Below are 23,454 nucleotides of genomic sequence, written 5' to 3' on the forward strand. Positions count from 1 at the left end.
TCATCACCCATTTCGGTAGATGTAGGGGCGTTACGGGAAGGCCATTCGGGCGGCCGATGGCGTGGCCGCCGGGCCGTTCAGAGTCCGATTTCCACGTTCTCCAGGATTCCGAGCGCGTCCGGTACCAGGACGGCCGCGGAATAGTAGGCGCTGACGAGGTAGGAGATGATGGCCTGGTCGTTGATTCCCATGAACCGGACGGAAAGGCTCGGCTGGTATTCATCCGGAATTCCGGTCCGGTGGAGGCCGATGACGCCCTGGTTCTCCTCGCCGGTGCGCAGCGCCAGGATCGAGGTGACCCCGCTGCCGGCCACCGGGATCTTGTCGCACGGGAAGATGGGCACCCCGCGCCAGGCCGGCACCGCGTGCCCGTCCACCTCCGCGTGCTGGGGCACGACGCCCCGGCTGTTCAGCTCCCGGCCGATGGCCGCGATGGCCCGCGGATGGGCCAGGATCAGCCCCGGGTCCTTCCAGACGGTGGCCAGCAGCGCGTCGAGGTCGTCGGGGGTGGGCGGGCCGCCGCGGGTGTGGATGCGCTGGGAGAGGTCGGCGTTGTGCAGCAGGCCGATCTCGGGGTTGTTGACGAGCTCGTGCTCCTGACGCTCGCGCAGCGCCTCGATGGTCAGCCGGAGCTGCTGCTCGACCTGGTCCATCGGCTCGTTGTAGAGGTCGGCGACGCGGGTGTGGACGCGCAGGACCGTCTGGGCCACGCTCAGCTCGTACTCCCGCGGCGACAGCTCGTACTCCGGATACGTCCCCGGCAGGGCCGGTTCGCCCACGTGCCCCGAGGTCAGCTCGATGGCCGCCTCACCGTGCTCGTTCTGCGCGGTCACCGGCGCCGAGCGCACCGCCTCCACATGCGCCCGCAAGCGCCGGGACCGGTCCAGCTGCTCCTCGAACTCCTGCCGGGACAGGGTCAGCGCCGTACAGGAGGTGATGGCCTTGACCGTGATGCCCCAGGTGCCGGGCTCGGCGGCGGCCAGCTCCCGCTCGCCGAAGTGGTCGCCGCCGGCGGCCGAGCCGACCACCGAGGGCTCGTCGAACGCCCCCTCGGCCAGCTTGTCGACCTTGCCGTGGGCGAGCAGGACCAGCTCGTCGGCCGGGTGACCGGCCTCCACCAGCAGCTCTCCGGGGGCGAACTCGCGCTGGGTGAAGCGGTCCGCCAGCGCCTCCAGCACGGCGGTGTCCTCGAAGGAGCGCAGCAGCGGCAGCTCGCGCAGCTCGACGGGGATGACGCGCACCGATGATCCGGTGGTGGTGAACTCCACCCGCCCGTCGCCGAGCGTGTGCGACGCCCGGCGGTTCACCCGGTACGAGCCACCCGGCACCTGCACCCACGGCAGCATGCGCAGCAGCCACCGCGAGGTGATGCCCTGCATCTGCGGCACGGACTTTGTCGTCGTCGCCAGATTCCGTGCCGCCTCCGTACCCAGACTGGTGGGCGGCTGCGGATTGCCGAGAGCGGAACCTGATTCAACGGACGTCGTCATCGTGAATGCTCACCCATCCCTGATACGGACTTGAAGAGATATTCCGCTCGATCGAGCAACTGCCAAGCTAGCAGCGGAGTTTGGGCGGTGCATTCACTCAAAAGAGTGCGTCATCAGGGGTTTGCAGAATTTAGTGGCGGGTGAATGCTCCGCATCCATTCGGGGCGGCCGTTCGGCCGACGGGGCGAGCGAGACGCCCGGGTCCGGTGTGCGACACCCGGCGCGATGACGGCGCTTGGGGCGAAGCGCGGCGCGCGGGCGTCGGTGCGCGCCGACGCCCGGTCTCGTCCCCCCGGACGTCGCCCCCGCCGCCCGGATCACGGGAACGCCGTGGAAATGGCCGGGGACCACCTGCGGAACTCTTCGCACGCCCCTGCCCACGGGGCCCGCCGCCCCCCGATACTCACTGGCGTCCGAACGCGCACATCCGGCACCACGCCGGAACGAGAGCCGGGAGGCCCCATGGTCCGCCGTACACGCCGCGCCTTTGTCGTCACCCTCGGAGCCGCACTCGCCGGCGGCACCGCCGCCCCGGCGTTCGCGGACTCGACCGGCCCCAGGCCCAAGCCGCCGCTGGCCAGAGCCCACGCGCACAACGACTACGAGCACCCGCATCCGCTCGCCGACGCCCTGTCGCACGGATTCGGCAGCGTAGAGGCCGACATCTGGCTGGTGGACGGCCAGTTGCTGATCGCCCACGACGCGACCGAACTCGACCCCGCCCGCACGCTGGAATCCCTCTACCTCGACCCGCTGTTCCACCGCGTCACCGCCAACGGCGGCCGGGTCTACCGCGGCTACGACCTCTCGCTGCAACTGCTGATCGACATCAAGACCCCCGGCGAGGCCACCTACCTCGAACTCACCAAGCGGCTGCGCCGCTACAGCCGGATGCTCAGCACGGCCTACGGCGGTGTCGGCGGCCGGGTGCGGCGCGGCGCGGTGACCGCCGTCATATCGGGCGACCGCGGAGCACGCGCCCCCATGGAGGCCGAGAAGGTGCGCCACGCCTTCTACGACGGACGGCTGGAGGACATGGGTACCGGCGCGCCGGCCTCCTTCATCCCGCTCGTCAGCGCCGACTGGACGAAGACCTTCACCTGGCAGGGCGTCGGCCCGATGCCGACGGAGGAGCGGGAGAAGCTGTACCGGATCACCGTCGCAGCCCGCGCGGCCCGGCAGAAGGTGCGCTTCTGGGCCACCCCCGACCTGGCCGGCCCGGCGCGCGACGCCGTCTGGCGCGAGCTGCTGGCCGCGCACGTCGACTACCTCAACACCGATGACCTGGCGGCTCTGGAGGACTTCCTGCGCGGCGCTCACTGACGCGGCGCGGGGCTCCCGGCGGACGGGCCCGGCGGACGCGCGGAAATCGGTTCGCGAAACGCCGGCCCGCTCCGCCATGCTGGCCGTCATGCTCATCAGGACCGCCACCTCCGAGGACTGGCCCGCGATCTGGCCCTTCCTGCACCGCATCGTCGCCGCGGGCGAGACCTACACCTATCCGCGCGACCTGGACGAGGGCCGGGCGCGCGAGATCTGGATGCTGACGCCCCCGGGCCGCACCGTCGTCGCCACCGACGCCGACGGCGCGGTGCTCGGCTCGGCCAAGATGAATCCCAACCAGATGGGGCCCGGCGCGCACGTGGCGGGCGCCAGTTTCATGGTGGCGCCCGAGAGCGCCGGGCGCGGCGTCGGCCGCGCCCTCGGCGAACACGTCCTGGAGTGGGCGCGCGCCGAGGGCTACCAGGCGATGCAGTTCAACGCCGTGGTGGAGGCCAACTCCCGGGCGGTCGCGCTGTGGCGCTCACTCGGATTCGAGGTGGTGGGCACCGTCCCCAAGGCGTTCCACCATCCGGCGGAGGGCTACGTCGGGCTGCACATCATGCATCGCTTCCTGTGACCGCTGCCGCCTCCCTGAGCCCCGCCGGATCGTCGAGGACGGCCTGCACCACGGAGTGCGCCGCGCCGAGCAGCGGACCGTCGGAACCCAGCCGCGAGACCGTCACCGCGCCCTGGCCGGAGCGTGCCGGGTCCGCGACCCGCAGCGCCAACTCCCGCTCCATGGCGGGCAACAGCCAGGGCGCGAGCGGGGTCAGCGCGCCCCCGAGCACCACCGTGCGCGGGTCGAGGAGGTTCACGGCCCCGGCCAGCGCGATGCCGAGCGCCTCGCCCGCGCCGCGCAGCGCGCGCCGCACCCGGCGGTCGCCGCCCGCCGCCCGCTCGGCCAGCAGGGCGATCCGGCCGCCGGGCCCGGGGTGCTGGGCGGCGGCCTGTTCGGGGGACAGGCCGCTCGCCCGCAGCACCGCCTCCTCGCCCGCGTAACTCTCCAGACAGCCGCGCCCGCCGCACGCGCACGCGGGCCCTTCGGGCCGCACCGGCACATGGCCCAGCTCGCCCGCGAAGCCGTGCGTGCCGCGCAGCAGCCGCCCGTCGAGCACGACCGCGGCGCCGATGCCGATCTCGGCCGAGACATGGACGAAGTCGCGGGGCGCCGGGTCATGGCCGCCGCGCCACAGCTCGGCGAGCGCCCCGAGGTTGGCCTCGTTGTCGACCGTCAGCGGCAGCCCCGGCAGCGCGGCGCGCAGGGCGGGGCCGATGTCCACGCCCTCCCAGCCGAGATTGGGCGCGCGCACCACCAGCGACGACTCGCGCGCCACCAGGCCGGGCACCGCCACCGCGAGCCCGGCCGGCCGCAGCCCCTCGCGCGACGCCTCCGCCGCCACCAGCCGGACCAGCTCGGCGAGCCGGGCGAGCGCCGGGCCCGCGGCACGGTCCCGGTTCGCCGACGCCACCTCCGTACGGGCCCGCACCCGGCCGCCCAGGTCCACCGCGCAGACGGCCAGATGGTCCACGCCTATCTCCGCGCCGATCCCGGCCGGACCGCGCTCGTTGAGCTGCAGCGCGCTGCCGGGGCGGCCGACCGTGCCGGGCCGGGACGGGCCCAGCTCGACCAGCAGCCCGTCCCGGATCAGCTCGTCCACCAGCGTGGAGACCGCGGCCCGGGTCAGCCCCACCCGGGTCGCGACGGACGCGCGGGAGAGCGGCCCGTGCGCGGCCACGGCGTGCAGCACGAGGGAGAGGTTGCGGCGGCGCATCGCCTGCTGGGTGTTGGGCAGTGGCGCTGCCACCGGTCGTCTCCTCTCCTACGGGCCGTCTCGCAGGGTCCGTCTCGCAGGGTCCGTCTCGTATGGTCCCACCGGCGTTCAGGCCCGGCGCAGCAGCCCGTCCGCGTCGGACAGCACCCGCGAGACGCGCTCCCGCGCCTCCTCGTCGCGCTCCACCGCCTCGTACGACGGCCCCTCCGCGGTCGCCCAGCGGCGCGCCACCGCCGCCGGGTCCTCACCCAGCGCCAGCCCCGCGGCCTGGGCGGCGGCGCCGAGGGCGACCAGTTCCTGCGCCCGCGGCACCTGGACGGGGCGGCCGCTCAGCCGCCGCACCGTCTCCCGCCAGGCCGTGCCCTTGGCGCCGCCGCCGATGAGCAGCAGCGGCGTATCGGGGGCCGCGTCCGCGTCCAGCACCTGGTCGAGCGCGGTCAGCAGGGCGAAGACGGCGCCGTCGTAGGCGGCCTGGAGGAGCTGGCCCGGCCCGGTGTCGTGGCGCAACCCGTGCAGCAGCCCGGAGGCATGGGGCAGGTGCGGGGTGCGCTCACCGTCCAGGAACGGCAGCAGCACGACCGAGCCGCCCGGCTCCACCGCCTCCCGGTCCCGGCCCAGCAGCGCCGCGACCTTGTCGACCGCGAGCGTGCAGTTCAGGGTGCAGGCCAGCGGAAGCCAGGCCTCGCGGGTGTCGGCGAACCCGGCGACCACCCCCGTGGGGTCCGCGGGCCGGTGTTCGGAGACCGCGTACACGGTGCCGGAGGTGCCGAGGCTGAGCACGGGCTGCCCCGGGCGCAGCCCGAGCCCGAGGGCCGCGGCCATGTTGTCGCCGGTTCCGGTGGCCACCAGGGCGCCGGTGGGCAGCGGCAGGTCCGGCAGGTCCCGTACGGTCCCGGCCGCCTCGCCGTGGCGCAGGACGCGCGGCAGCAGGGTGGGGGAGAGCCCGACCCGGCCGAGGATCTCCTCGTCGTACGCCTCGGCGCCGGACGCCCACCAGCCGGTGCCCGAGGCGTCGCCGCGGTCGGTCGTGCCGTATCCGGTGAGCCGTTCGGTGAGGTAGTCGTGGGGGAGCCGGACGGCGGCGGTGGCGCGGACCGCCTCCGGCTCGTTGTCCCTGAGCCAGGCCCATTTGGTGACGGTGAACGATGTCGCGGGCACGCTGCCGATCCGCTCCGCCCACGCCTTGGGGCCGCCCAGCTCCTCGATCAGCCGGTCGCGCTGCGGCGCCGAGCGCACATCGTTCCACAACAGCGCGGGGCGTACCGGACGGCCGGAGGAGTCCAGCGTCACCAGCCCGTGCTGCTGCCCTCCGATGGAGACCGCGGCCGCCTGCCGGGCGTGCGGACCGCACTGGCGCAGCGCCTCCGCCAGCGCCTCCCACCACGCTTCAGGATCGCTCTCCTTGCCCTCGCCGCCGACTCCGCCGCCCACGACGTGCGGACCCTGGCCGCGTGCGACGACCCGGCCGGTCGCGGCGTCGACGACCAGCGCCTTGGTCGACTGCGTGGAGCTGTCCACGCCGACGACCAGCGGTCCTTCCGGCACGGGTACGGCTGCTGCTGCCATCTCGCGCTCTCCCTTGCGTCCCTGTGTGCTGCGACGAGTCTTGTCCGGCCCTGAGCGGGGCTTCCCCGGAATGCTCGCGCATACTAATTTGTAAAGCGCCATGACGAAATAGGCGAGGAGCCGCGATGAGCTACAACCCCACCCCCGAGGACCGGTTCACCTTCGGCCTGTGGACGGTCGGCTGGCAGGGCCGGGACCCGTTCGGGGACGCCACCCGCCCGGCGCTCGACCCCGTCGAGTCCGTCACCCGTCTCGCCGAACTCGGCGCGTACGGCGTCACCTTCCACGACGACGACCTCATCCCCTTCGGCGCCTCCGAGACCGAGCGCGAGTCGCACATCAAGCGCTTCCGGCAGGCCCTGGACGCCACCGGCATGACCGTGCCCATGGCGACCACCAACCTCTTCACCCATCCGGTCTTCAAGGACGGCGCCTTCACCGCCAACGACCGGGACGTCCGCCGCTACGCCCTCCGCAAGACCCTGCGCAACATCGACCTCGCGGTCGAGCTGGGCGCGAAGACCTATGTGGCCTGGGGCGGCCGCGAGGGCTCGGAGTCCGGCGGCGCCAAGGACGTGCGCGCCGCGCTCGACCGGATGAAGGAGGCCTTCGACCTGCTCGGCGCGTACGTCACCGAGCAGGGCTACGATCTGCGCTTCGCCATCGAGCCCAAGCCCAACGAGCCGCGCGGCGACATCCTGCTGCCCACCGTCGGCCACGCGCTCGCCTTCATCGAGCGGCTGGAGCGGCCCGAGCTGTACGGGGTGAACCCCGAGGTCGGCCACGAGCAGATGGCCGGGCTGAACTTCCCGCACGGCATCGCCCAGGCGCTGTGGGCGGGCAAGCTCTTCCACATCGACCTCAACGGTCAGTCCGGCATCAAGTACGACCAGGACCTGCGGTTCGGGGCGGGCGATCTGCGGGCCGCCTTCTGGCTCGTCGACCTGCTGGAGACGGCGGGCTACGAGGGACCGCGCCACTTCGACTTCAAGCCGCCGCGTACCGAGGACGTCGCGGGCGTGTGGGCGTCGGCCGCAGGCTGCATGCGCAACTACCTGATCCTCAAGGAGCGCGCGGCCGCCTTCCGCGCCGACCCGGAGGTCCAGGAGGCGCTGCGCGCCTCGCGCCTGGACGAGCTGGCCCGGCCCACCCTGGAGGAGGGCGAGACCCCGGCCGCGCTCCTCGCCGACCGCACGGCCTTCGAGGAGTTCGACGTCGAGGCCGCCGCCCAGCGGGGCATGGCCTTCGAGCGCCTGGACCAGCTCGCCATGGACCATCTGCTGGCCGCGCGCGGCTGACCGTGATCGGCCGCCGGTCCCGCCCCCCGACGGGACCGGCGGCCGAAGTTCACCGGACCGGCCGGACTTCACCGGACCGGCTCAGCCCGGCGGCTCCGGCCGGACCCGCCGGACCCGCCGGACCCGCCGGATCAGGACGGCTGCCAGCCGGCGAGCCAGTCCGCGATCTCGTAGTCGGCGGCCTGGGCGTCGGTCAGCTGCGGCCGGTCGCCGCTCGCCGAACCGGAACCGGCGCCCGTGTTCTTGTACTCCGCGAAGCGGTCGTCCTTCCAGGAGAAGCCGCTCATGTCCGTCCACGGCGTGGTTTTGACCGCCGCCGACAGGCTCGTGTTGCGGACGACCGCCTGCGGGTCGAGGCTCGCGTCCCCGCCCGCGTGCCACGGGCGGCCGAGGTAGAACGACCGGTTGCCGACGTCCCCGCCGATGGTGCTGTCGATGAACAGGAAGCCCTTCTTCCCGGCGGCCGTCGAGGGCGCCGCCACATAGCCGCCGGAGCTGCCGTCGTAGCGCTTGACGAGCCGGATCGTCGACTTGTTGACAACGGCGGAGGCGCGGCCGAAGACGAAGTCGACATTGCCCTGGATCACGGAGTTGTTGACGTACACCCGGCCGGTCGTGGCCTTGCTCGCGGAGTCGAGCAGCAGGGTGTCCTGGTCGCCGACCGCGCCGATGTCGTCCAGCACGATCTTGTCCGCCGCGGTGCGCAGCGCGACCGCCTGCTTGTCGGTGATGCTGGTGTTGGCCTCGTTGAAGTCGTTCACGAACTGCAGATGGCGCGCCTGGAAGTCGTCCGCCTCGACGGCGACGGTCGCGCTGCCGCTGGTGCCGTAGGTTCCGCCGCCGGGCTTCGGGGTGCCGGAGGCGTTGTTGTAGACGATGGTCACGTCACCCTTGTTGCCGGTGCTGCCCACCAGCCGGATGTGCGGTTTGTTGGAGGGGATCTTCACGGTCTCCCGGTAGGTGCCGGGCTTGACGGAGATGGTGACCGCGGAGGAGTTGTTCGCCGGGACCGCGTTGACCGCCGCCTGGACGGTCGTGTACTGACCGCTGCCGTCCTTGGCGACGACGAGGGTCGCCGCCGCGGCGGATTCGGCCGCATGGGCCCGGCCGCCGTCGCCGAACCATCCGGTGGCCGGAGCGGCGATCAGCGCGGCGCCGGTGGCGAGGGCCAGGGGGCCGATGAGCGGACCGGGGCGGCGGCGCCGGGAGCGCGGACGCGATGGGAGCATGGGGGATCTCCGTCCCGTGGAGGGTTGTGCGGGGGGTGTTCTGACGCCCTACGGTTGCCACGCCCCCGCGAAAGGTTGCCGCCCCGCCGCCGCGTCCGCGCCGGGGTACCGGCGGCCCGGCCCGGTGCCACGTCAGTCCACGGCGAGCATCGCCAGTGCGGCCTCCGGATCCTGGGACGGCGGACCGGCGGGCCACCAGCGCCCTCGGTCCTTGCGGTACGGCCACCAGCGCCCGTCACGCCCGTAGCGCACCTGGGCATCGGTGCCCACCGCCGTCCAGCGGTTGCCCGCCGCGCGCAGCCGGGGCGCCCGCTCGCCTTCCTCCCAGGCGGCGGCGAGCTGGGCGCGGGCGCGCGCCAGGGCCTCGGCGTCCGGCGTCCACTCCTCCTCCAGCACCGTGAGCGCGGCGGTCCCGCCGTGCTCCCAGGCCCGTACGGCGCGGTCCAGATCCAGGCGGTCGCGCCCGCAGCCCGCCGCGAGCCGGGCGGCGACCGCGGCCGGGGGAACGGCGGCGGTCAGCCGCACCGTGTCCTGCCACTCCGTCAGCGCGGCCGGGACGGGGGTCGCGGCATGGCCGGGGGCCAGTGCCTCGGCCAGCAGCCGCCGGGCGCGTACGGCGGCGTCCGCCGCGAGGAACTCCAGCGCGGCCACGTTCAGCCCGGGCGCCGGGTCCGTACCACCGGTGAGCGCCGGGGGACGGCCGGGCGTGGCGACGGCCGGTGGGGGAGCGGGCAGCGGGCACGCGCCGGGCGCGGCGAACGCCGCTCGAGCCGGTACGCCCTCAGGGGCCGCGGCGGGTGTCTCCTCCCCGGCCTGCGGGGCGTGCCGGGCGGCGTGCGCCTCGCTGCGCACCTGGAGTTCGTCCAGCAGCTCCCGCTCCCCGCGGCCGCGCAGCAGCAGATACGGGCCCTGCGCCTGGTGGACGACCTGGCCGACGACATCAGCACCGCCCACGAGGAGACTGTCCGCCTCAACCAGGCGGCCCTCACACAGCCCAGCACCCCTGAGGGCCGGAAGTCCCTGCGCACCTGTCTCACCGCGCACCTCGTCACCCGACGTCCGCTGCCCTCGACCCGTCAGAACGGGAAGACCGCTCTGGCCCGGCAGTACATCGCCGGTGTCACCGGCGCTTCCCTCAAGCAGGTCGCACTGGCCTACCGGGACCGCGGACTCGGCGCCCTGGTCGCCGCCGATCCTGGTCCCTGCCCGCTGGACGTCACGGCCACAGGGCGGATCGCCGGCCGCCCCTGGCGCTCGCGCATCGACTACACCGAAACCAGCGAACTCCTGCGGCACCTGATCACGGCCGTGTTCATCGTCTGCGCGTACCTGGCCGGCGCCCGCACTCAGGGAAGTGCTCGCGATGGGCTCGGGCTGCTGTCCTGATTCCGAAGACGGGCAAGGACGGCACCTCATGCGCATCCAGCCCGGAGACATCGACGAATCTCTCGACGACGATGACGAGCTGGACGACGATCTTGACGGCGAGCCGCATCTGCTGATCCGCAGCAGGCACTTCAAGACCGCCACCGACCCGGACACCGGCACCTACTCTCCCGGCGGCGCCGAACGAGCTGTCCCCTGGGTCGCCATCGCCCCAGTCGTCAACGCGATCAGAGTCCTCAAAGCGATCAGAGTCCTCGAGCGACTCGTCCCCGAGGGTGACCTGCTCTTCGGTGCTTCCGTCCACAACCGGACCCACCCCAACACACGGACGGGCTCGCTGATCGTCGACACCATCCGGACTCGGATCGAGGACTTCGTGACCTGGGCCACCGCGGAAGCCGACGCTCACGACCTCCCAGGAGAAGTGATCCCACCCGACCCGCACGGCAAGATCGGACTCGGACGCTTCCGCCGAAGCCTTGCCTGGCACATCGCACGCCGACCAGGAGGACTGGTCGCCCTCGCCATCCCGTACGGGCACATGCGCACCATGCTGAACACCGAGGAGTCGGGCCGCTACGGCAGCCGCAGCCGCTCAGGCATTCACCAGCTCGTCGACGTCGAGACCGCGCTGGCCACCGCTGACGCCGCCGCCGACCTGGCTGAGCGATTCGGGGCCGGTGAGGGTATCTCCGGTCCCGCGGTCCGCCGCGCTCTCCTCCAAGCCACCACCGGCCCCATGTTCCAAGGCGGCCTGGTCAAACGAGACTTCCCCGTCAAACACACACTGGCCCGCCGCCACCTGGCCCGGGACGGCAGCGTGCTCTACGACAACCCCCGAGCCCTCCTGCTCTGCCTGTTCAGGAGCGACAGAGCCCCCTGCCAGGGGGACGGCCGACTCTCCGAGCCCATCCTTGACCGCTGCGTCCCGAACTGCGGAAACATCGACATCACGGCATGAGCCCGGCACCCGACGAACGCGACCGCATGCGCGCCGCCATGGACCGCATCCTTGACGGCACCCCTGAACGCAGATCGACGTAGGCGCCGTAGTCGATCACCCAGACGTCGAAGCGCTCGCCGGGCTGATCTTGCGCTGAGTAGCCGCGGCGAACGATGTGCAGGACTCGGGCGTCGAAGAGCGCGAATTGTCGATGAGCCATTTCGGGAGTCGGTCCGGCTCGGGATACGCGCGGAGAGCACGCGCCTTGTCGGACTGATACCAGGCTCGCGCTGCGTCCTGGACGATCGGAACGCAGATCTTGCGGTCTCGGGCCTGCATTGCCGCTTTCGCAGCGATGTAGATCGCATCGCGAGGAACGCCCTCGGAGGCCCGAACGAGTTCGTCGAAGGCGGGCTCGGACGAAACCCCGGAGCCGGCCTGGCAGGGTCAGGTGCCGGCGCTCAACGTGGGCTGCGCCGGCTCCGGTAGGCCGCGACGCTGGCCCGGTGTGCGCAGGTTCGGGTGCAGTACTGCTTCGAGCCGTTGCGCGAGAGGTCCACGAAAGTGGCCCGGCAGGTCGGCCCGGCACATACGCCGAGACGAGCGGGACCGAGCGTGGCGATCACGGAGGCCAGTGCGCTGAGCGTAGTCGCGGCAAGGTGCGCCGAGCAGCGGTCGGTGTCGGAGGTCACCTCGGTCCACCAGCGGTCGTCCTCGTGGCGCAGTACCGGAGTGGCGCGGCTGCGACGCAGACCGTCGTTGATCAGAGCCGCAGCTTCGACCGCGTCCGCGTTCGCCCGTTCGAGCACCTCACGCACCGTCTCGCGCAACGCGCGGACTTCCGCCAGGTCGGCGCGGGTGAGATGCCGCGGACCGGTCCCTTGGTTCGCGGCCGAACTCGGAGGCGCAGCCGCGGGATGGTCGTCAAGGAAGTCCCGGAGTTGCTCCACGGTCTCGAGCGCGTCCTCTCCCTTGATCGGCCTCAAGGTGTTGGCCAGGTCGACGGCCGTCTGGACCACCAATGGGCTGTAATACGCATGCTGCATTTGACGTATCTCCTCACTGCTCCGTAATGTTACACCCAAAGGAGTCTTGGCATGTCACAACATACCCGGCAGGGGACGACGCCGCAGACGATCCCGTCTGGAGGGGCCCCGGCACCGGAGCGAACCGACGCCCCGGATGGGCGTCGGCTGGGGCTGACTTTGGGGATGCTGGTGCTGCCGATGTACGTGGCACTGGGAGCGCCGTCGGTGGCCCTGCCGGCCATCGGCCGCGCACTCGCGGTGCCGTTCGGGGCCACCGCATGGATTCTCGCCGCGTGGTCGCTGACCTCCGCGCTCGCGATGCCGGTCGCGGGTCGGCTGCTGGTCCGCTGGAGCCCCTTCCAGGTCCTCGTCGCCGGGGTCGTGGCGCTCGCCGCGGGCTCCGCGCTCGCCGGAGCCGGGCCGGCACTGTCCGTCGTGATCGTCGGCCGACTGATCGGCGGCGCCGGGGCGGGCGCGACCGTGATCGCCGTCTTTGCCGCGGCCACCGCCCTTCCCGGGCGGCAACGGATCCGCGCCCTGGGAATCATCGCGGCCGCCAGCGCGACGGCGTCGGGGTGCGGGACACTGTTGGGCGGGGCGGTGACCGCATGGCTCGGGTGGCGTGCCGTGCTCGCGATCCCGGTCCTCGCGCTGCCCCTCCTGCTGGCCGCATTGCCGAGTAGGCGCGCGCTGACGCGGAGCGGTAGCGGCGAGCGAAACGGCTCGACCGGGCGACTCGATATCGTCGGCGCGGCCGTGCTATCGGTACTCGCCGGCTCCTTGATCACGTTGCTGCAGGCACACTCGGTCGGCCTGCCCGCTCCGGTCACGCTCGTCGTGGCTGCCACCGGGGCGCTCGCCGCCGGGGGACTGTGGTGGCGCGTGCGAAGCACGCCCGAGGGGTTCGTGCCCCGGCGGGTGATCGCGGCCCGCGGCTTCCTGGCGGCCGGGCTCATCGGCGGGACCGTCTTCGCCGGCTACTACGGGGTGCTGTTCCGCGCCCCGTCCCTGATCGAGCAGGCCACGGGCGGTGGCCCCCTGGAAGCCGGCGTGCTCTTGGTCCCGGCCGCCGCCTGCTCGGTGCTGGCCGGGCGGCTGGTCGGCGCTTTGACCGACCGGTTCACCGGCTGGCAGGTGTCGGCCGGGCTTGCGGCACTCACCGTCGTCGGTGTGCTCGTCGTCGCGGTCTTCAATGGGCCGATCCCAATTGTCGTCGGCACGGCGTTGACCGTGTGCGGGTTCGCCAACGCCCAAGCCGTACTGGTGAGCCTCGCGCCGGACCTGGTCGCCGCGGACGACCGCGACACCGCACAGGGCCTGCTCAACTTCATGAACGCCCTGGGTGGCGGGATCGGTCCGGCCGCTGTCGCGGGTCTGTCCGGCATCGTGCCGGTGCCGGCGGCCCTCGCTGTGCTCGCGGCACTCCCCCTGGCCGGACTCGTGCTCAGCCTGACCCGGCGCCCTACCGCCGACCGCCGCCCCCAACCCGACGCCACGCGTGGGAGCCCGCGATGACGGTCCACCTGCATCTGATCCGATAACGCCTTGACCAGTAAGGAGCCTTGCCATGTCCGCCGAGCCATTCGAGGTCGGCATCACCGAAGCCGAGATCGCGGACCTGCGTGAACGATTGCGACGGACACGGTGGCCCGAGCGCGAGCCGGTGGACGACTGGTCACAGGGTTTGCCACTGGCGTATGCGCAGGAGCTTTGCCGCAGCTGGGCCGAGGACTACGACTTCGGGTTCGCCGAGCGGCTGAACGTGTTCCCGCAGTACCGCGACACGATCGACGGGCTGGGCATCCACTTCCTGCACGTCCGCTCGCCGGAGCCGGACGCGTTCCCGCTCGTGCTCACGCACGGGTGGCCGGGTTCGGTGCTCGAGTTCCTGGAGGTCCTCGGCCCGCTCACCGACCCGCGCGCGCACGGCGGTGCCCCGGCGGACGCGTTCCACGTGGTCGCGCCGTCGTTGCCCGGGTACGGCTGGAGTGACAAGCCGTCGACGACCGGGTGGGGCATCACTCGCACCGCGCGCGCCTGGGACACGTTGATGGTCTCGCTGGGTTACGAACGGTACGGCGCGCAGGGCGGTGACTGGGGTTCGGCGGTGTCCGCGGTGCTGGGCGAGGTGGCGCCCGAGCGGGTCGCCGGCGTGCACCTGAACCTGGGATCCGTGGCGGCGGGCACGTTCGACGACCCGACGCCCGCGGAGGTGGCGAATCTCGAGGCCGAGAAGGAGATGCAGCGCACCGGCCGGGGGTACTCGGCGATCCAGGCGACCCGGCCGCAGACGCTCGGCTACGGCCTCACCGACTCCCCGGCGGGGCAGGCCGCCTGGATCGCCGAGAAGTTCTGGGCGTGGACGGACAACGACGGCCATCCCGAGGATGCGTTGTCGCGGCAGACGATCCTCGACGAGATCTCGGTCTATTGGTTCACCGCGTCGGCCACGTCGTCGGCACGCCTGTACTGGGAGAGCTTCGCCAACTTCCGAGACAAGGTGACCGCGCCATCCGGGCTGTCGGTCTACCCGTGCGACATAACCCGCCCGTCGAGGCGGGAGGCCGAGCTGCGGTTCACCGACCTGCGCTGGTTCGAGGAGCTGCCGCATGGTGGCCACTTCGCCGCGCTGGAGCAGCCGGAGTCGCTGGTCAAGCAGGTGCGCGGGTTCTTCCGCCTGTTCCGCTGACTGTCCGTGCCACCCCCTGGGAAGCCCGCGCCCAGGGGATGGTCCTGTCCGTCCCCCGGGTTACCGGCAAATCACGTTGGCGGTGCAATGGGCGAACGTTGTCCGGCTCGACGGCGCACGAATTCGCTTCGAGGTTCCTCTTGGAGGCGTCAGCCGCTTCGAGGTCCCGGGTGCGGAGGCGGGGCCGCCCATTCAGCACTTCGACGTGACGACCGATAGCAAGGGAGCGCGGCCTCTCCCTCGCTGACGGCGGCTCGGCTCAGTCCTCGGCCCCGTCGTCCTCTGCTGCGTCCGGGTCCCGGAAGGGGCGCAGGCCCTGGCCGGGGCGGCGGTGATGTTGAACAGGTAGCGGCCCAGAAAGTTGATGTGCCAGTCCTTCACGCCGGGACGACGGCCGCCTTGCCGCTGGACGTGCGCGGTCCTGCTGGGCCACGTACTCCACCGCGGCGGCGGGGACCTCCCCGGCCGACTCCGGGAACCGGGCCTCCACCTCGAAGAACTTCAGCAGCAGCGCGAACCCGAGCCGGGTCGCCCCGGACTTGTTCCGCACCCGCTTCATGTCATCTTCGAGTAACGTCCAGACCTCGATCAGGTCCTCCGGCTCCCAGTCCTGCCGCACTGCCCCGCCCTCCCGCCGACATCACTCGTTCAGCTCAACGAGATGACCGACGGTGGGAAACGACAACTCCGTCGGTCTCAGTCTGCAGGGACCCGGTAGCCGGCTCCCTCGTTGGACGACGCACGCCGGAAGGCAGGACATCAGGCTGAGAAGCTGTGAATGAACCGCCTTTACGTCTCCGCGATCGAGTATCTGCCCGAATGCCATTCGGCTGTGCGGACTTGAGGGGGAGGGAACTGTCAGCGCCCGACGCCGACCAGGCCTGGCGCCAGCATGTTTACCTGGGTCATACCCCCAGGTTCTCTGTCACGGGCAGGCACTCGGCGAGCAGGTCGACGACGTCGCGCCAGGCTCGCTGCGCGTGCTGTGGGTGGTAGCCGACGCCGGGGACCACGGGGTGGCCGACCGGCGGGTGGTGGAAGGCGTGCAAGGCGCCGCCGTAGACCGTGAGGCGCCAGTCGACGCCCGCCGCCTGCATCTCAGCGGTGAACGCGTTCCGTTGCGCGGGCGCCATGATGGGGTCCTCTGACCCGACCCCGGCCCACACCGGGCAGCGAATGCGCGCCGCTTCGCCCGGTCGGCCCGTGGTCAGTGCGTTGACTGTCCCGATCGCGCGCAGGCTGACGCCGCCGCGCCCGAGTTCCAGCCCGACGGCGCCCCCGGTGCCGTAGCCGACGGCGGCTATCCGGTCGGGGTCGGTCCGCGGTTCGGTGCGCAACACGTCGAGCGCCGCATGGCCGATGCCTCTCATCCGGTCGGGATCAGCGAGCAGCGGCATGCAACGGGCCAGCATCTCCTCGGGGTCACCCAAATAGCGCCCGCCGTGAAGGTCGAAGGCCAGCGCTACATATCCCAGCTCGGCGAGAGCATCGGCCCGGCGGCGCTCGACGTCGCTGAGCCCCACGCCCTCCGGCCCGAGCAGCACCGCGGGCCGACGGTCGACACCGGCCGGGAGCGCGAGGTGCCCGAGCATCGTCAAACCGTCGGCCGGATACTCGACCGTACGCGTCGTAATCATTGTCATGTGACTGGACTGTAGTGATCGTCGAGTTCGGTCCGGCCGGTGTTCTGCCGCTGGCAGAACACCGGCCGGGTATTCCTCTGACTGGCCCTCGCAGCGGGATTCTGAGAAACGCTGCAGGCAAATGACAGCTCCAAGGATCGGCGTCCTCGACGAGCAATAGCGAGCGGCACTTGTGCGCCCGCGGCGACCACGCGGGCGCCGCGCCATCATGCGGGCTGGGTGGTGATGGTGCACAGGCGCTTGGTGGCCCGGGTCAGGGCCACGTACAGGTCCCTCTCCCCGCCGGGGCGGGCCGTGATGATCTCCTCGGGGTTCAGGACGACGACCCCGTCGAACTCGAGGCCACGTGCTTCGGACGCGGGCACGATGCGTGCGTGGTCGGTGATGCCGTGAGCCGTCAACTGGCTCACCCGGGTGTCCGCGCAGATCACTCCCAGGAGTTCGTCCGGCTGCGCGGTGCTCTGGGCGCGCAGTTCCTCCACGACGGCGGTGACCAGCCCGTCCCCATGTGTGGTCACGGTGCGCGGGCTCTCACCGCTGCGCAGTGACCGTGTGGGCCGCTGGTCCGGAGCGATCCGCGCGAGCAGGTCCCGGACGCTCTCCAGGATCTCCTGCGTGGTGCGGTAACTGACCGTCAGGTCGTGCAGTCTGAACCGCGTCCCGACATGCGGGCTCAGGGCTTCCTTCCAGTCGCGTGCCGTCGTGGCCGGGCCCGACTGGGCGAAGTCACCCACCAGCGTCATCGCCCTCGCCGGGCAGCGGCGGACGATCATCCGCCACTGCATGGCGGTCAGTTCCTGCGCCTCGTCGACGACGACGTGCCCGTACGTCCGCTCGGGCGGGCCGTCGACCAGGCTCGCTGCCTCGTCCAGCAACGGCACGTCCGCATCGGTCCACGGGGCCTCCGGGGCACGCAGGAGAAGGGACCGCTCCTGCGGGGTCAGGGTCGGCAGGCGCTCGGCCAGGGCGTCGGCATCCGTCAGCAGTGCCTTCACGAGGTCGCCGGGTACCAGCCTCGGCCACAGCGCCTCGACCGCCCGGTCGACACCGGCGTCGTCGAGAAGATCGGCCCCGATGGCGTCCAGGTCCAGCTCGTGGACCGGACCCGGGTCGGCGGCGCCCTCGGCACGGCATTGGGCGACCCCCGTGAACCGGTCGAGGTTCAGGCCCGTCATCTGCTCGGCATCGGCGTCGATCTGCTCCAGGAGGTCGCCCATGTCCCGTTGCATCGCGTCGGTGACGGCGTCGACCAGGAGTTCCTTGAACGCCTGGCGCGCGGGGTTGTGGCCGGATGCGGCCGCCAGGGCGGCGGCGCGTGCAGTGGCGACCTCCTTCTCCGACAGGTGGACCAGTTCCTGCCCGACCCGGACGGTGAAGTCACCGGCGGGGGCCTGGTGGTCTCGCAGCAGGCCGGCCAGGGCGTTGGCGAGGTCCAGGCCGCCCTTGAGGCGCGCCGTGTCGAACGGGTCCACCGCGTCCGGGGACATTCCGGCCAGTTCCTGACAGGTCGCCAGATCGACGTCGTTCTCCCCGAGCGAGGGAAGGACCTGGGAGATGTAGTCGAGGAAACGGGCGTTGGGGCCCACCACAAGGACACCTTCCTCCGCGGCGCGCGGAAACGCGTACAGGACGTAGGCCGCCCGGTGCAGGGCGACCACCGTCTTGCCGGTGCCGGGCCCGCCCTGCACCACGGTCACCCCGCGGTGGGCGGATCGGACGATCTCGTCCTGCTCGGCCTGCAGCGTCGCGACCGCCGCGTGCATCCTGCCCGTACGCCGTGCCGACAGAGCCTCGGTCAACGGGCCGTCCCCCACGACGTCTTCGTCGGTCGGGGCGGTCCCGTCGAGCAGTTCGTCGCTCACCGAGACGACCGTGCGCTCCTCGAGGCGCAGGTGCCGGCGCCGCCGCAGATCCATCGGGTGGACCGGTGTCGCCTCGTAGAAGGGCCGCGCCGCGTTCGCGCGCCAGTCCACGAGCAGCGGCAGTTCGTCCTCCTCCGTGTGCAGTCCGATCCGCCCGATGCGCAGGGCCGTGCCGTCCGTCCAGTCGATGCGCCCGAAGACCAGCCCCTTCTCGGCGCCTTCCAGCCGGCCGATCTCCTTGGTCAGACGGTCGGCGGCGATCTCTCTCTCGTACGCCTCGCCGGCGCCGTCCGCCGGGGCCTTCAGCACACTCGCCCGGTTCGCTCGTGCCTCGGAAAGCCGCTCGGTGAGCAGCTCATACAATGAGGACACGTAACCTTGCTCCGATTCAACCGCACGCACGGCAGAATCATTTGTCTTTGACAACAAGGGGCTCCTTCGATTCGAGCCGCACCATACGGCCAAAGTTCCCTAAAGGTAAGTCTTGACTTACTTTTTGCGTCTATGTCCTTACGGCTGACCGCACTTCGTGTCATGCGTTCCGTCGTTTCCCTTGAATGCCGGTGATATTTTGCCGTGCACGGGAAAGGCAGTGAATCCACGGGAAAGGTTCGTGGTCGCGTCACAGGCCGGGACGGGGCTGGCCTGCATTCCACATGCGGAAACCGGCGGCCGCGGTGATCCGGTTGTGCGACGCGGCGAGTTGGGCGATGTTCCCGCCGTCGTGTGCGGCCCGGATGCCGGACCTCAACGATTCAACATGCTGACTTGACAGGGAAGATCAGGGTGATGGTCTTGCCGAGCCCCATGTCGTCCGCGAGACAGCCGCCGAGGCCGAGCGAGGTCATCCGGACCAGCCAGTCCAGGCCCCGGAGCTGGTAGTCGCGCAGCGTGGCGGCGAGGGCCGCGGGCTGGGCGACGGGCGGCTCGCCGCCGTCCTCCCCGGGCCGGGGCTCCCCGGGCCGGGCGAGGCGGTCGCGCAGCGCGGCCAGCCAGCCGGTGGCCCGCACCTCGACCTCGGCGCCGTCGGCCTCCGCACGGCCGGTGAGGACGGCGCCGAGCGCGCCGACGGGGGCGAGCTCGCGGTCCTGACGGTCGCGGGCGCGCCGCGCCGACTCGGGGTCCAGGACCACCCACTGATCGCGCAGCCGCACCACCGGGCGACCGGCCTCGGCGAGCCGGTCCAGCTCCTCCCTGGTCAGCTCCTGGTCGCCGACGGCGAACCGCCAGCGGAAGCGGAGCAGCGCGTCGGCGGAGAGGAACGAGGACATCCGGGGCCCCTGGGCCCTCTCGGGACCGTCCGCTTGGTCCGCCTCATGGGAGTCGTCCGGGCCGACGACGGCGCGCGCGGTGAGCCCGCGCACCAGCTCCTTGGGCCAGTGCACCTTCACCCCTGCGGCGTCCAGCGCGCCGGTCGCCGGGCCCAGCAACTCGGTGACCTCCTCGTCGGCGAGGTCGACCGCCTCGGGCACGGCGGCGGCACCCCAGAAGGCCGTCGCGGGGTCGGCACCTGCCCGGTCCGGCGGCTCTCCGCCCGGCCGCGCGGCGGCCCGCGCCCGGGCCCGGGTGAGGACGGGCAGCGTGTCGGGCAGGGACAGTACCCGCGCTCGTACGGCGCGGGTGCGGACTCCTGCGGAGTCGTCCGGGACGACGACGGTCAGTTCCTCTGCGGAGCCGGACGGCCTGCCGGGCGGCGGCCCGTCCGGCCGCCAGAAGGCGACGCGCCCGGCGCGCGAGGGGTCGGCGCGCGAGGGGTCGGCGGGCAGGAAAACGGCGGTGGAGCGGCAGAGTTCGGCGATCTCGGAGGGGGTGGTCGCGGAGGGTGGGGTCACGGCTCTGACGCATTCCTCAAATTTGACTACTGCGGTGGGCGGCCGAGAGTACAGGACGCCGGGGCGGATGTGGAACCGGCGGCCGCCGGTGTCCGTTGTGAGGAGTGAATACGGCTATGGGCCGGGTTAAGGAGGCGGGTGCGATGTCCACGCGCGCGAAGGTCGCCGCCGGGGGTGTGGTGGCCGGTGTGATCCTGCTGTGGCTGCTGCCCTTCTGGGCCGCGCTGCTCGTGATGGTCGGTGTGCCGGTGGCCGCCTATCTGCTGCTGGACCCCTCGCAGCGGCGCAGGCTGCGCGGGGTCTCCCGCAAGCAACTGGGGCGCTGACCCCCGGGTCCCTGGGCGCCTGGGGCCCTGGGTCCCGGCGCCCGGGCGCGGCCATAGAGCCGCCGGCCGGGTCCGGGAGCGGGGGCGACGCGCGCCCGGGAGTGACCGCGCAACACCGATCGCGGATCGTCCCGGCTCCCGGCCCCCGGCCGGTCACGGACGTCCGCCCGCAGCGGCCGGCCGCTGCCCCGCGCCGGTCCCGCTCAGTGCGGTCGTACGGCCAGCTCGTCCAGCGCCGTCAGCAGCCCCGGCAGCTGCGGACCGCGGCCGACCGGCAGCACCTCGCCCGGCGCCTCGTCCAGCAGCACGAACGCGATGTCGTCGGTCCGCGCCACCATGCTCCAGCCCGGCCCGTCAGCCCGCAGCGTCCGCGCGTCACCCCCGGCGAACGCGGACCGGATCCGGCCCAGCGGCGGAGGCTTGTCCAGATAGCCGCGTGCCTCCTCCAGGACGCGCCGCACGCCCCCGTGCGGCTTCTCGCCCGGGGCCACGAACGTCACCTCGCCGTCCACCTGTTCGCGCCAGATAGCCCACTGGAGCGCGATCTCGTCCGCGCCGAGCCGCCGCTGCGGCGGGCCCCACCGCCCGGAGTCCGGCGGTGCGAGCGGCGGCCTGCCCCCGGGCCGCGCGTCGGGCGCGGGGTCGTGCGGCGCGGGCACTCCCGGAGCGGCCACCGCCACCGCGAGCGGCCAGCCGGGCAGGGAGGCGACCACGGTCCGGTCGTCGAGCGCCAGCTCGTACTCCATGCCGCAGTCCCAGGTCGCGATGGCGCACGCCACGAGCGACACATCGTCGGTGACCACCGTCCAGCGGGCGCCCTGGACGTCCTGCCCCAGCACCAGGCCGTAGCCCGGCTCGTACGGCTCCAGCCCGAGCGCGGCGCACGCCTCGGGGTAGTCGTCGCCGAGCACGCTCGGGAACTGTGCGGGCGTCAGCAGCACGGCGGTCAGCACATACAGCGCGTCCTCGCCCGACTCCTCCGTGGCGGACACGGCAGCCTCCTCTTGCGGTTCTTCGTCCGGCGCACCCTAACCAGCCGGTAGGTGCGGCGTCGAGACTTCGTACCGTGGCCGGCCGTCAGCTCCCGTCCCCGGCCCGCAGCGCGTCCAGGGTGCGCCGCAGCCATGACAGTTCCGCCTGTCCGGCGGCGCGCGCGATGGTGAGGACGCCCCGCCGGAAGGGATCCTCCACCTCCTCGGCCCGCAGCGGCCGGTCACCCTCGTAGAAGAGGCGGGAGGGGCGGCGCAGATGGGCCAGCCGGCGTTCGAGCACGGCCGACTGCCGCGCCGGGTCGTCCAGGTGCCGCAGGAACGACAGCAGGGTGAACCAGCGGTTCTCGTCCGTGATGTCGCCCTCGGCCGGATCCGCGAGACGGTGGCGCAGCTCGGCGCGGCCCTCGGCCGTCAGGGTCAGGACGTGCCGGGGAGCGGCGCCCGTGCCCGGCCGGGTCTCCCGGGCCAGCAGGCCCGCGTTCTCCAGCCGCTTGATCGCCGGGTAGAGGGTGCTCTCGGCCACCGGCTTGACGTGCCCGGTCAGCGCGGTGATGCGGTGGCGCAGCTCGTAGCCGTGCAGCGGCGCGTCGTGGAGGAAGCCGAGGATGGCGAGTTCGAGCATGCCCGCATTGTGGCGTACCGATGTGCGCCTCGACGGTGTGGTGTGTCCATGACCATACGGGGCGATCGTCAGCCGGGATGCGGCCCGCTCGTCAGCCCTGACGGACCGCGAGGGCCAGATAGCGCGTGTCCTCGTCCGTGTACGCCTCCAGCCGCCAGCCGCAGCGGGCCAGCAGCGGCCGCAGGTTGGGCTCGGCCCGCAGATCATCGGGGCTGGGCGGCCGGCCGTGGCGGGCGGCGAGCGCGGCGCGCCCCACCGGGTGGAACAGCGCGATCGACCCGTGGGGCCGCACCACTCGGGCCAGCTCGCGCAGCCCGGTTCCGGGGTCGGCGAAATGCGAGATCAGCCCGGCGGCGAAGACCGCGTCGAGACAGCCGTCGCGCAGCGGCAGCCCGGCGACATCGGCGAGGGCGAGCATCCCGTCCCGGTCCCGCCCGGCGCGTACGGCCGCCGCCAGCATGGCGGGCGTGAGGTCGAAGCCCAGCACGGTCCCGCGGGAGCCGACCGCGGCGCGCAGCGCGGGCAGGGCGCGGCCGGTGCCGCAGCCCGCGTCGAGCACCGCGTCCCCGGCGCGCAGGCCGAGTTCGGCGACGGCGGCGGCATAGGCGGGGCCGTCGTCGGGGAAGCGGCTGTCCCAGTCGGCCGCCCGGGGCGTGAAGAAGTCCCTCACGTCGGCCGTGCTGTCTCGGTGGTTTCCATGGACGCGGTCATCGCGCATGAGGGGCTCCTCGGGTCGCCGTCCTGAGAACAGATCGGCTGAGAACAGATCGGTCTAGGAACAGATTCGGGCATCGAGCAATCATTCAGAAATCTGTCTCTGCCAAATTCCAACAGGTTCGTAATGCGCCCCCCAATGCGCCCCCTTGCTGGCTACGGTTCCTGGCCTATGGGGGACCCCGAGCGCGCCGCCCGCTCCCGGCGCGCGCCGACCGAGGGAGACCGTCATGATCAAGCGCCGCGCAGCCGCCGTCCGCTCCTCGGCCGGCCTCGGCCGGGGCCCACTCGACGCGGGCCTGTTCGACGCGGGCCTGCTCGACCGGATCCTGGACGACGGGGCCGCCCGCGCCGCCGGTGTCCGCCATGCCGTGCTGCTTTCCCAGGATGGGGCCACCCTCAGCGCCTCCCGCGGGCTCTCCCGCCGGGACGCGGCACATCTGGCCGAGGTCGCCTCCGGTTTCCACGGCCTGGCCAGGAACGCGGGGCGCCGTGGGCGGCCCGCCCGGGTGCGCGGGACGATGGTCGAGATGGAGAGCGGCACCCTCTTCGTCGCGGCGGTGGGGGAGGGCGCCTGCCTGGTCGTGCTGAGCGCCGCGGGCGCCGATGCGGTCACGACCGCCGGTGAGACGGCCCGGCTCGTGGAGCGGGTCGGCGCGTATCTGCGCGCCCTCGGCTGACCGCGGAATGCCAGGTTCCGCCGCTTCGGCCGTTCTCCGCCGGGTACTCGGGACGCCAT

General features: G+C 72.4%; 21 protein-coding genes and 2 pseudogenes. 9 read left to right on the forward strand and 14 right to left on the reverse strand.

Going from position 1 to position 23,454, the window contains the following annotated elements:
• Nucleotides 1-77: 77 nt before the first annotated feature.
• Nucleotides 78-1,490, reverse strand: coding sequence for a family 2B encapsulin nanocompartment shell protein (locus ASC60_RS22500; RefSeq protein ID WP_055553765.1), 1,413 nt, complete (start codon nt 1,488-1,490; stop codon nt 78-80).
• Between the two features lie 462 nt (nt 1,491-1,952).
• Here ASC60_RS22500 and ASC60_RS22505 point away from each other — a divergent pair, with 462 nt between their 5' ends.
• Nucleotides 1,953-2,813 carry a phosphatidylinositol-specific phospholipase C/glycerophosphodiester phosphodiesterase family protein gene (locus ASC60_RS22505; protein ID WP_055553767.1) on the forward strand — a complete coding sequence of 287 codons (861 nt, stop codon included), beginning with the start codon at nt 1,953-1,955 and terminating at the stop codon, nt 2,811-2,813.
• An 88-nt stretch (nt 2,814-2,901) separates the two neighbouring features.
• Nucleotides 2,902-3,390 carry an N-acetyltransferase family protein gene (locus ASC60_RS22510; protein ID WP_370592955.1) on the forward strand — a complete coding sequence of 163 codons (489 nt, stop codon included), beginning with the start codon at nt 2,902-2,904 and terminating at the stop codon, nt 3,388-3,390.
• Here the strand turns inward: ASC60_RS22510 and ASC60_RS22515 are convergent.
• Both ASC60_RS22515 and xylB read right to left on the reverse strand, forming a co-directional pair.
• Nucleotides 3,371-4,618 (reverse strand): ROK family transcriptional regulator, encoded by a 1,248-nt coding sequence (locus tag ASC60_RS22515; RefSeq protein WP_055553770.1) that lies wholly within the window; start codon nt 4,616-4,618, stop codon nt 3,371-3,373. The two genes, ASC60_RS22510 and ASC60_RS22515, sit on opposite strands and share 20 nt — an antisense overlap.
• 75 nt (nt 4,619-4,693) lie before the next feature.
• Nucleotides 4,694-6,151, reverse strand: a complete 1,458-nt coding sequence (gene xylB, locus ASC60_RS22520) for a xylulokinase (protein ID WP_055553771.1) — start codon at nt 6,149-6,151, stop codon at nt 4,694-4,696.
• Nucleotides 6,152-6,276: 125 nt separating this feature from the next.
• Between xylB and xylA the strand changes: the two genes are divergently transcribed.
• Nucleotides 6,277-7,449, forward strand: a complete 1,173-nt coding sequence (gene xylA, locus ASC60_RS22525) for a xylose isomerase (protein ID WP_055553774.1) — start codon at nt 6,277-6,279, stop codon at nt 7,447-7,449.
• A 131-nt stretch (nt 7,450-7,580) separates the two neighbouring features.
• Here xylA and ASC60_RS22530 read toward each other — a convergent pair whose 3' ends face one another.
• Complete coding sequence (locus ASC60_RS22530) at nt 7,581-8,678, reverse strand: pectinesterase family protein (RefSeq protein ID WP_055553777.1); 1,098 nt, start codon at nt 8,676-8,678, stop codon at nt 7,581-7,583.
• A gap of 132 nt (nt 8,679-8,810) precedes the next feature.
• Nucleotides 8,811-9,590: pseudogene (locus ASC60_RS22535) on the reverse strand (SWF or SNF family helicase); the annotation flags it as partial.
• 6 nt (nt 9,591-9,596) lie between these two features.
• Between ASC60_RS22535 and ASC60_RS41740 the strand changes: the two are divergent.
• Together ASC60_RS41740 and ASC60_RS22540 are read left to right on the forward strand one after the other, a co-directional pair.
• On the forward strand, nt 9,597-10,064 hold the full coding sequence (locus ASC60_RS41740) for a hypothetical protein (RefSeq protein ID WP_159043299.1): 468 nt from the start codon (nt 9,597-9,599) through the stop codon (nt 10,062-10,064).
• A gap of 28 nt (nt 10,065-10,092) precedes the next feature.
• The gene (locus tag ASC60_RS22540; protein ID WP_055553780.1) at nt 10,093-11,025 is read left to right on the forward strand and encodes a hypothetical protein; all 933 of its coding nucleotides are present in this window, start codon (nt 10,093-10,095) and stop codon (nt 11,023-11,025) included.
• On the opposite strand, the gene ASC60_RS22545 is transcribed toward ASC60_RS22540, so the two are convergent.
• Complete coding sequence (locus ASC60_RS22545) at nt 11,015-11,227, reverse strand: hypothetical protein (protein WP_055553782.1); 213 nt, start codon at nt 11,225-11,227, stop codon at nt 11,015-11,017. The two genes, ASC60_RS22540 and ASC60_RS22545, sit on opposite strands and share 11 nt — an antisense overlap.
• A 241-nt stretch (nt 11,228-11,468) precedes the next feature.
• Complete coding sequence (locus ASC60_RS22550; protein WP_055553783.1) at nt 11,469-12,053, reverse strand: ABATE domain-containing protein; 585 nt, start codon at nt 12,051-12,053, stop codon at nt 11,469-11,471.
• 165 nt (nt 12,054-12,218) lie between these two features.
• Between ASC60_RS22550 and ASC60_RS22555 the strand changes: the two genes are divergently transcribed.
• Together ASC60_RS22555 and ASC60_RS22560 are read left to right on the forward strand one after the other, a co-directional pair.
• Nucleotides 12,219-13,550, forward strand: coding sequence for an MFS transporter (locus ASC60_RS22555; RefSeq protein WP_234357079.1), 1,332 nt, complete (start codon nt 12,219-12,221; stop codon nt 13,548-13,550).
• Between the two features lie 52 nt (nt 13,551-13,602).
• Entirely contained in the window at nt 13,603-14,724 is a 1,122-nt protein-coding gene (locus tag ASC60_RS22560) for an epoxide hydrolase family protein (RefSeq protein WP_055553787.1), read from the forward strand.
• Between the two features lie 259 nt (nt 14,725-14,983).
• On the opposite strand, the gene ASC60_RS40925 is transcribed toward ASC60_RS22560, so the two are convergent.
• The 4 genes and pseudogenes from ASC60_RS40925 to ASC60_RS22580 form a co-directional block, all read right to left on the reverse strand.
• Nucleotides 14,984-15,343, reverse strand: a complete 360-nt coding sequence (locus ASC60_RS40925) for a DUF4158 domain-containing protein (protein WP_063787188.1) — start codon at nt 15,341-15,343, stop codon at nt 14,984-14,986.
• Nucleotides 15,344-15,629: 286 nt separating this feature from the next.
• Complete coding sequence (locus tag ASC60_RS22570) at nt 15,630-16,367, reverse strand: dienelactone hydrolase family protein (RefSeq protein ID WP_055553789.1); 738 nt, start codon at nt 16,365-16,367, stop codon at nt 15,630-15,632.
• 206 nt (nt 16,368-16,573) lie between these two features.
• The gene (locus ASC60_RS22575) at nt 16,574-18,601 is read right to left on the reverse strand and encodes an AAA family ATPase (protein ID WP_055553791.1); all 2,028 of its coding nucleotides are present in this window, start codon (nt 18,599-18,601) and stop codon (nt 16,574-16,576) included.
• A 407-nt stretch (nt 18,602-19,008) separates the two neighbouring features.
• Nucleotides 19,009-20,061, reverse strand: a pseudogene (locus ASC60_RS22580) (SNF2 helicase-associated domain-containing protein); the annotation flags it as partial.
• Nucleotides 20,062-20,204: 143 nt separating this feature from the next.
• Between ASC60_RS22580 and ASC60_RS22585 the strand changes: the two are divergent.
• On the forward strand, nt 20,205-20,387 hold the full coding sequence (locus tag ASC60_RS22585) for a hypothetical protein (protein ID WP_055553795.1): 183 nt from the start codon (nt 20,205-20,207) through the stop codon (nt 20,385-20,387).
• 203 nt (nt 20,388-20,590) lie between these two features.
• Here the strand turns inward: ASC60_RS22585 and ASC60_RS22590 are convergent, their stop codons facing one another.
• The 3 genes from ASC60_RS22590 to ASC60_RS22600 all read right to left on the reverse strand — a co-directional run bounded on the left by ASC60_RS22590 (nt 20,591) and on the right by ASC60_RS22600 (nt 22,719).
• Nucleotides 20,591-21,379 (reverse strand): hypothetical protein, encoded by a 789-nt coding sequence (locus ASC60_RS22590; protein ID WP_055553797.1) that lies wholly within the window; start codon nt 21,377-21,379, stop codon nt 20,591-20,593.
• Between the two features lie 85 nt (nt 21,380-21,464).
• Entirely contained in the window at nt 21,465-22,001 is a 537-nt protein-coding gene (locus ASC60_RS22595; RefSeq protein WP_055553799.1) for a PadR family transcriptional regulator, read from the reverse strand.
• A 91-nt stretch (nt 22,002-22,092) separates the two neighbouring features.
• Complete coding sequence (locus ASC60_RS22600; protein ID WP_055553800.1) at nt 22,093-22,719, reverse strand: class I SAM-dependent methyltransferase; 627 nt, start codon at nt 22,717-22,719, stop codon at nt 22,093-22,095.
• Nucleotides 22,720-22,945: 226 nt separating this feature from the next.
• On the opposite strand from ASC60_RS22600, the gene ASC60_RS22605 reads away from it, so the two are divergent.
• Nucleotides 22,946-23,395 carry a roadblock/LC7 domain-containing protein gene (locus ASC60_RS22605; protein WP_079038546.1) on the forward strand — a complete coding sequence of 150 codons (450 nt, stop codon included), beginning with the start codon at nt 22,946-22,948 and terminating at the stop codon, nt 23,393-23,395.
• Nucleotides 23,396-23,454: the final 59 nt, after the last annotated feature.

Source organism: Streptomyces sp. NBRC 110028, from assembly GCF_001417735.1.
Lineage (GTDB): Bacteria > Actinomycetota > Actinomycetes > Streptomycetales > Streptomycetaceae > Streptomyces.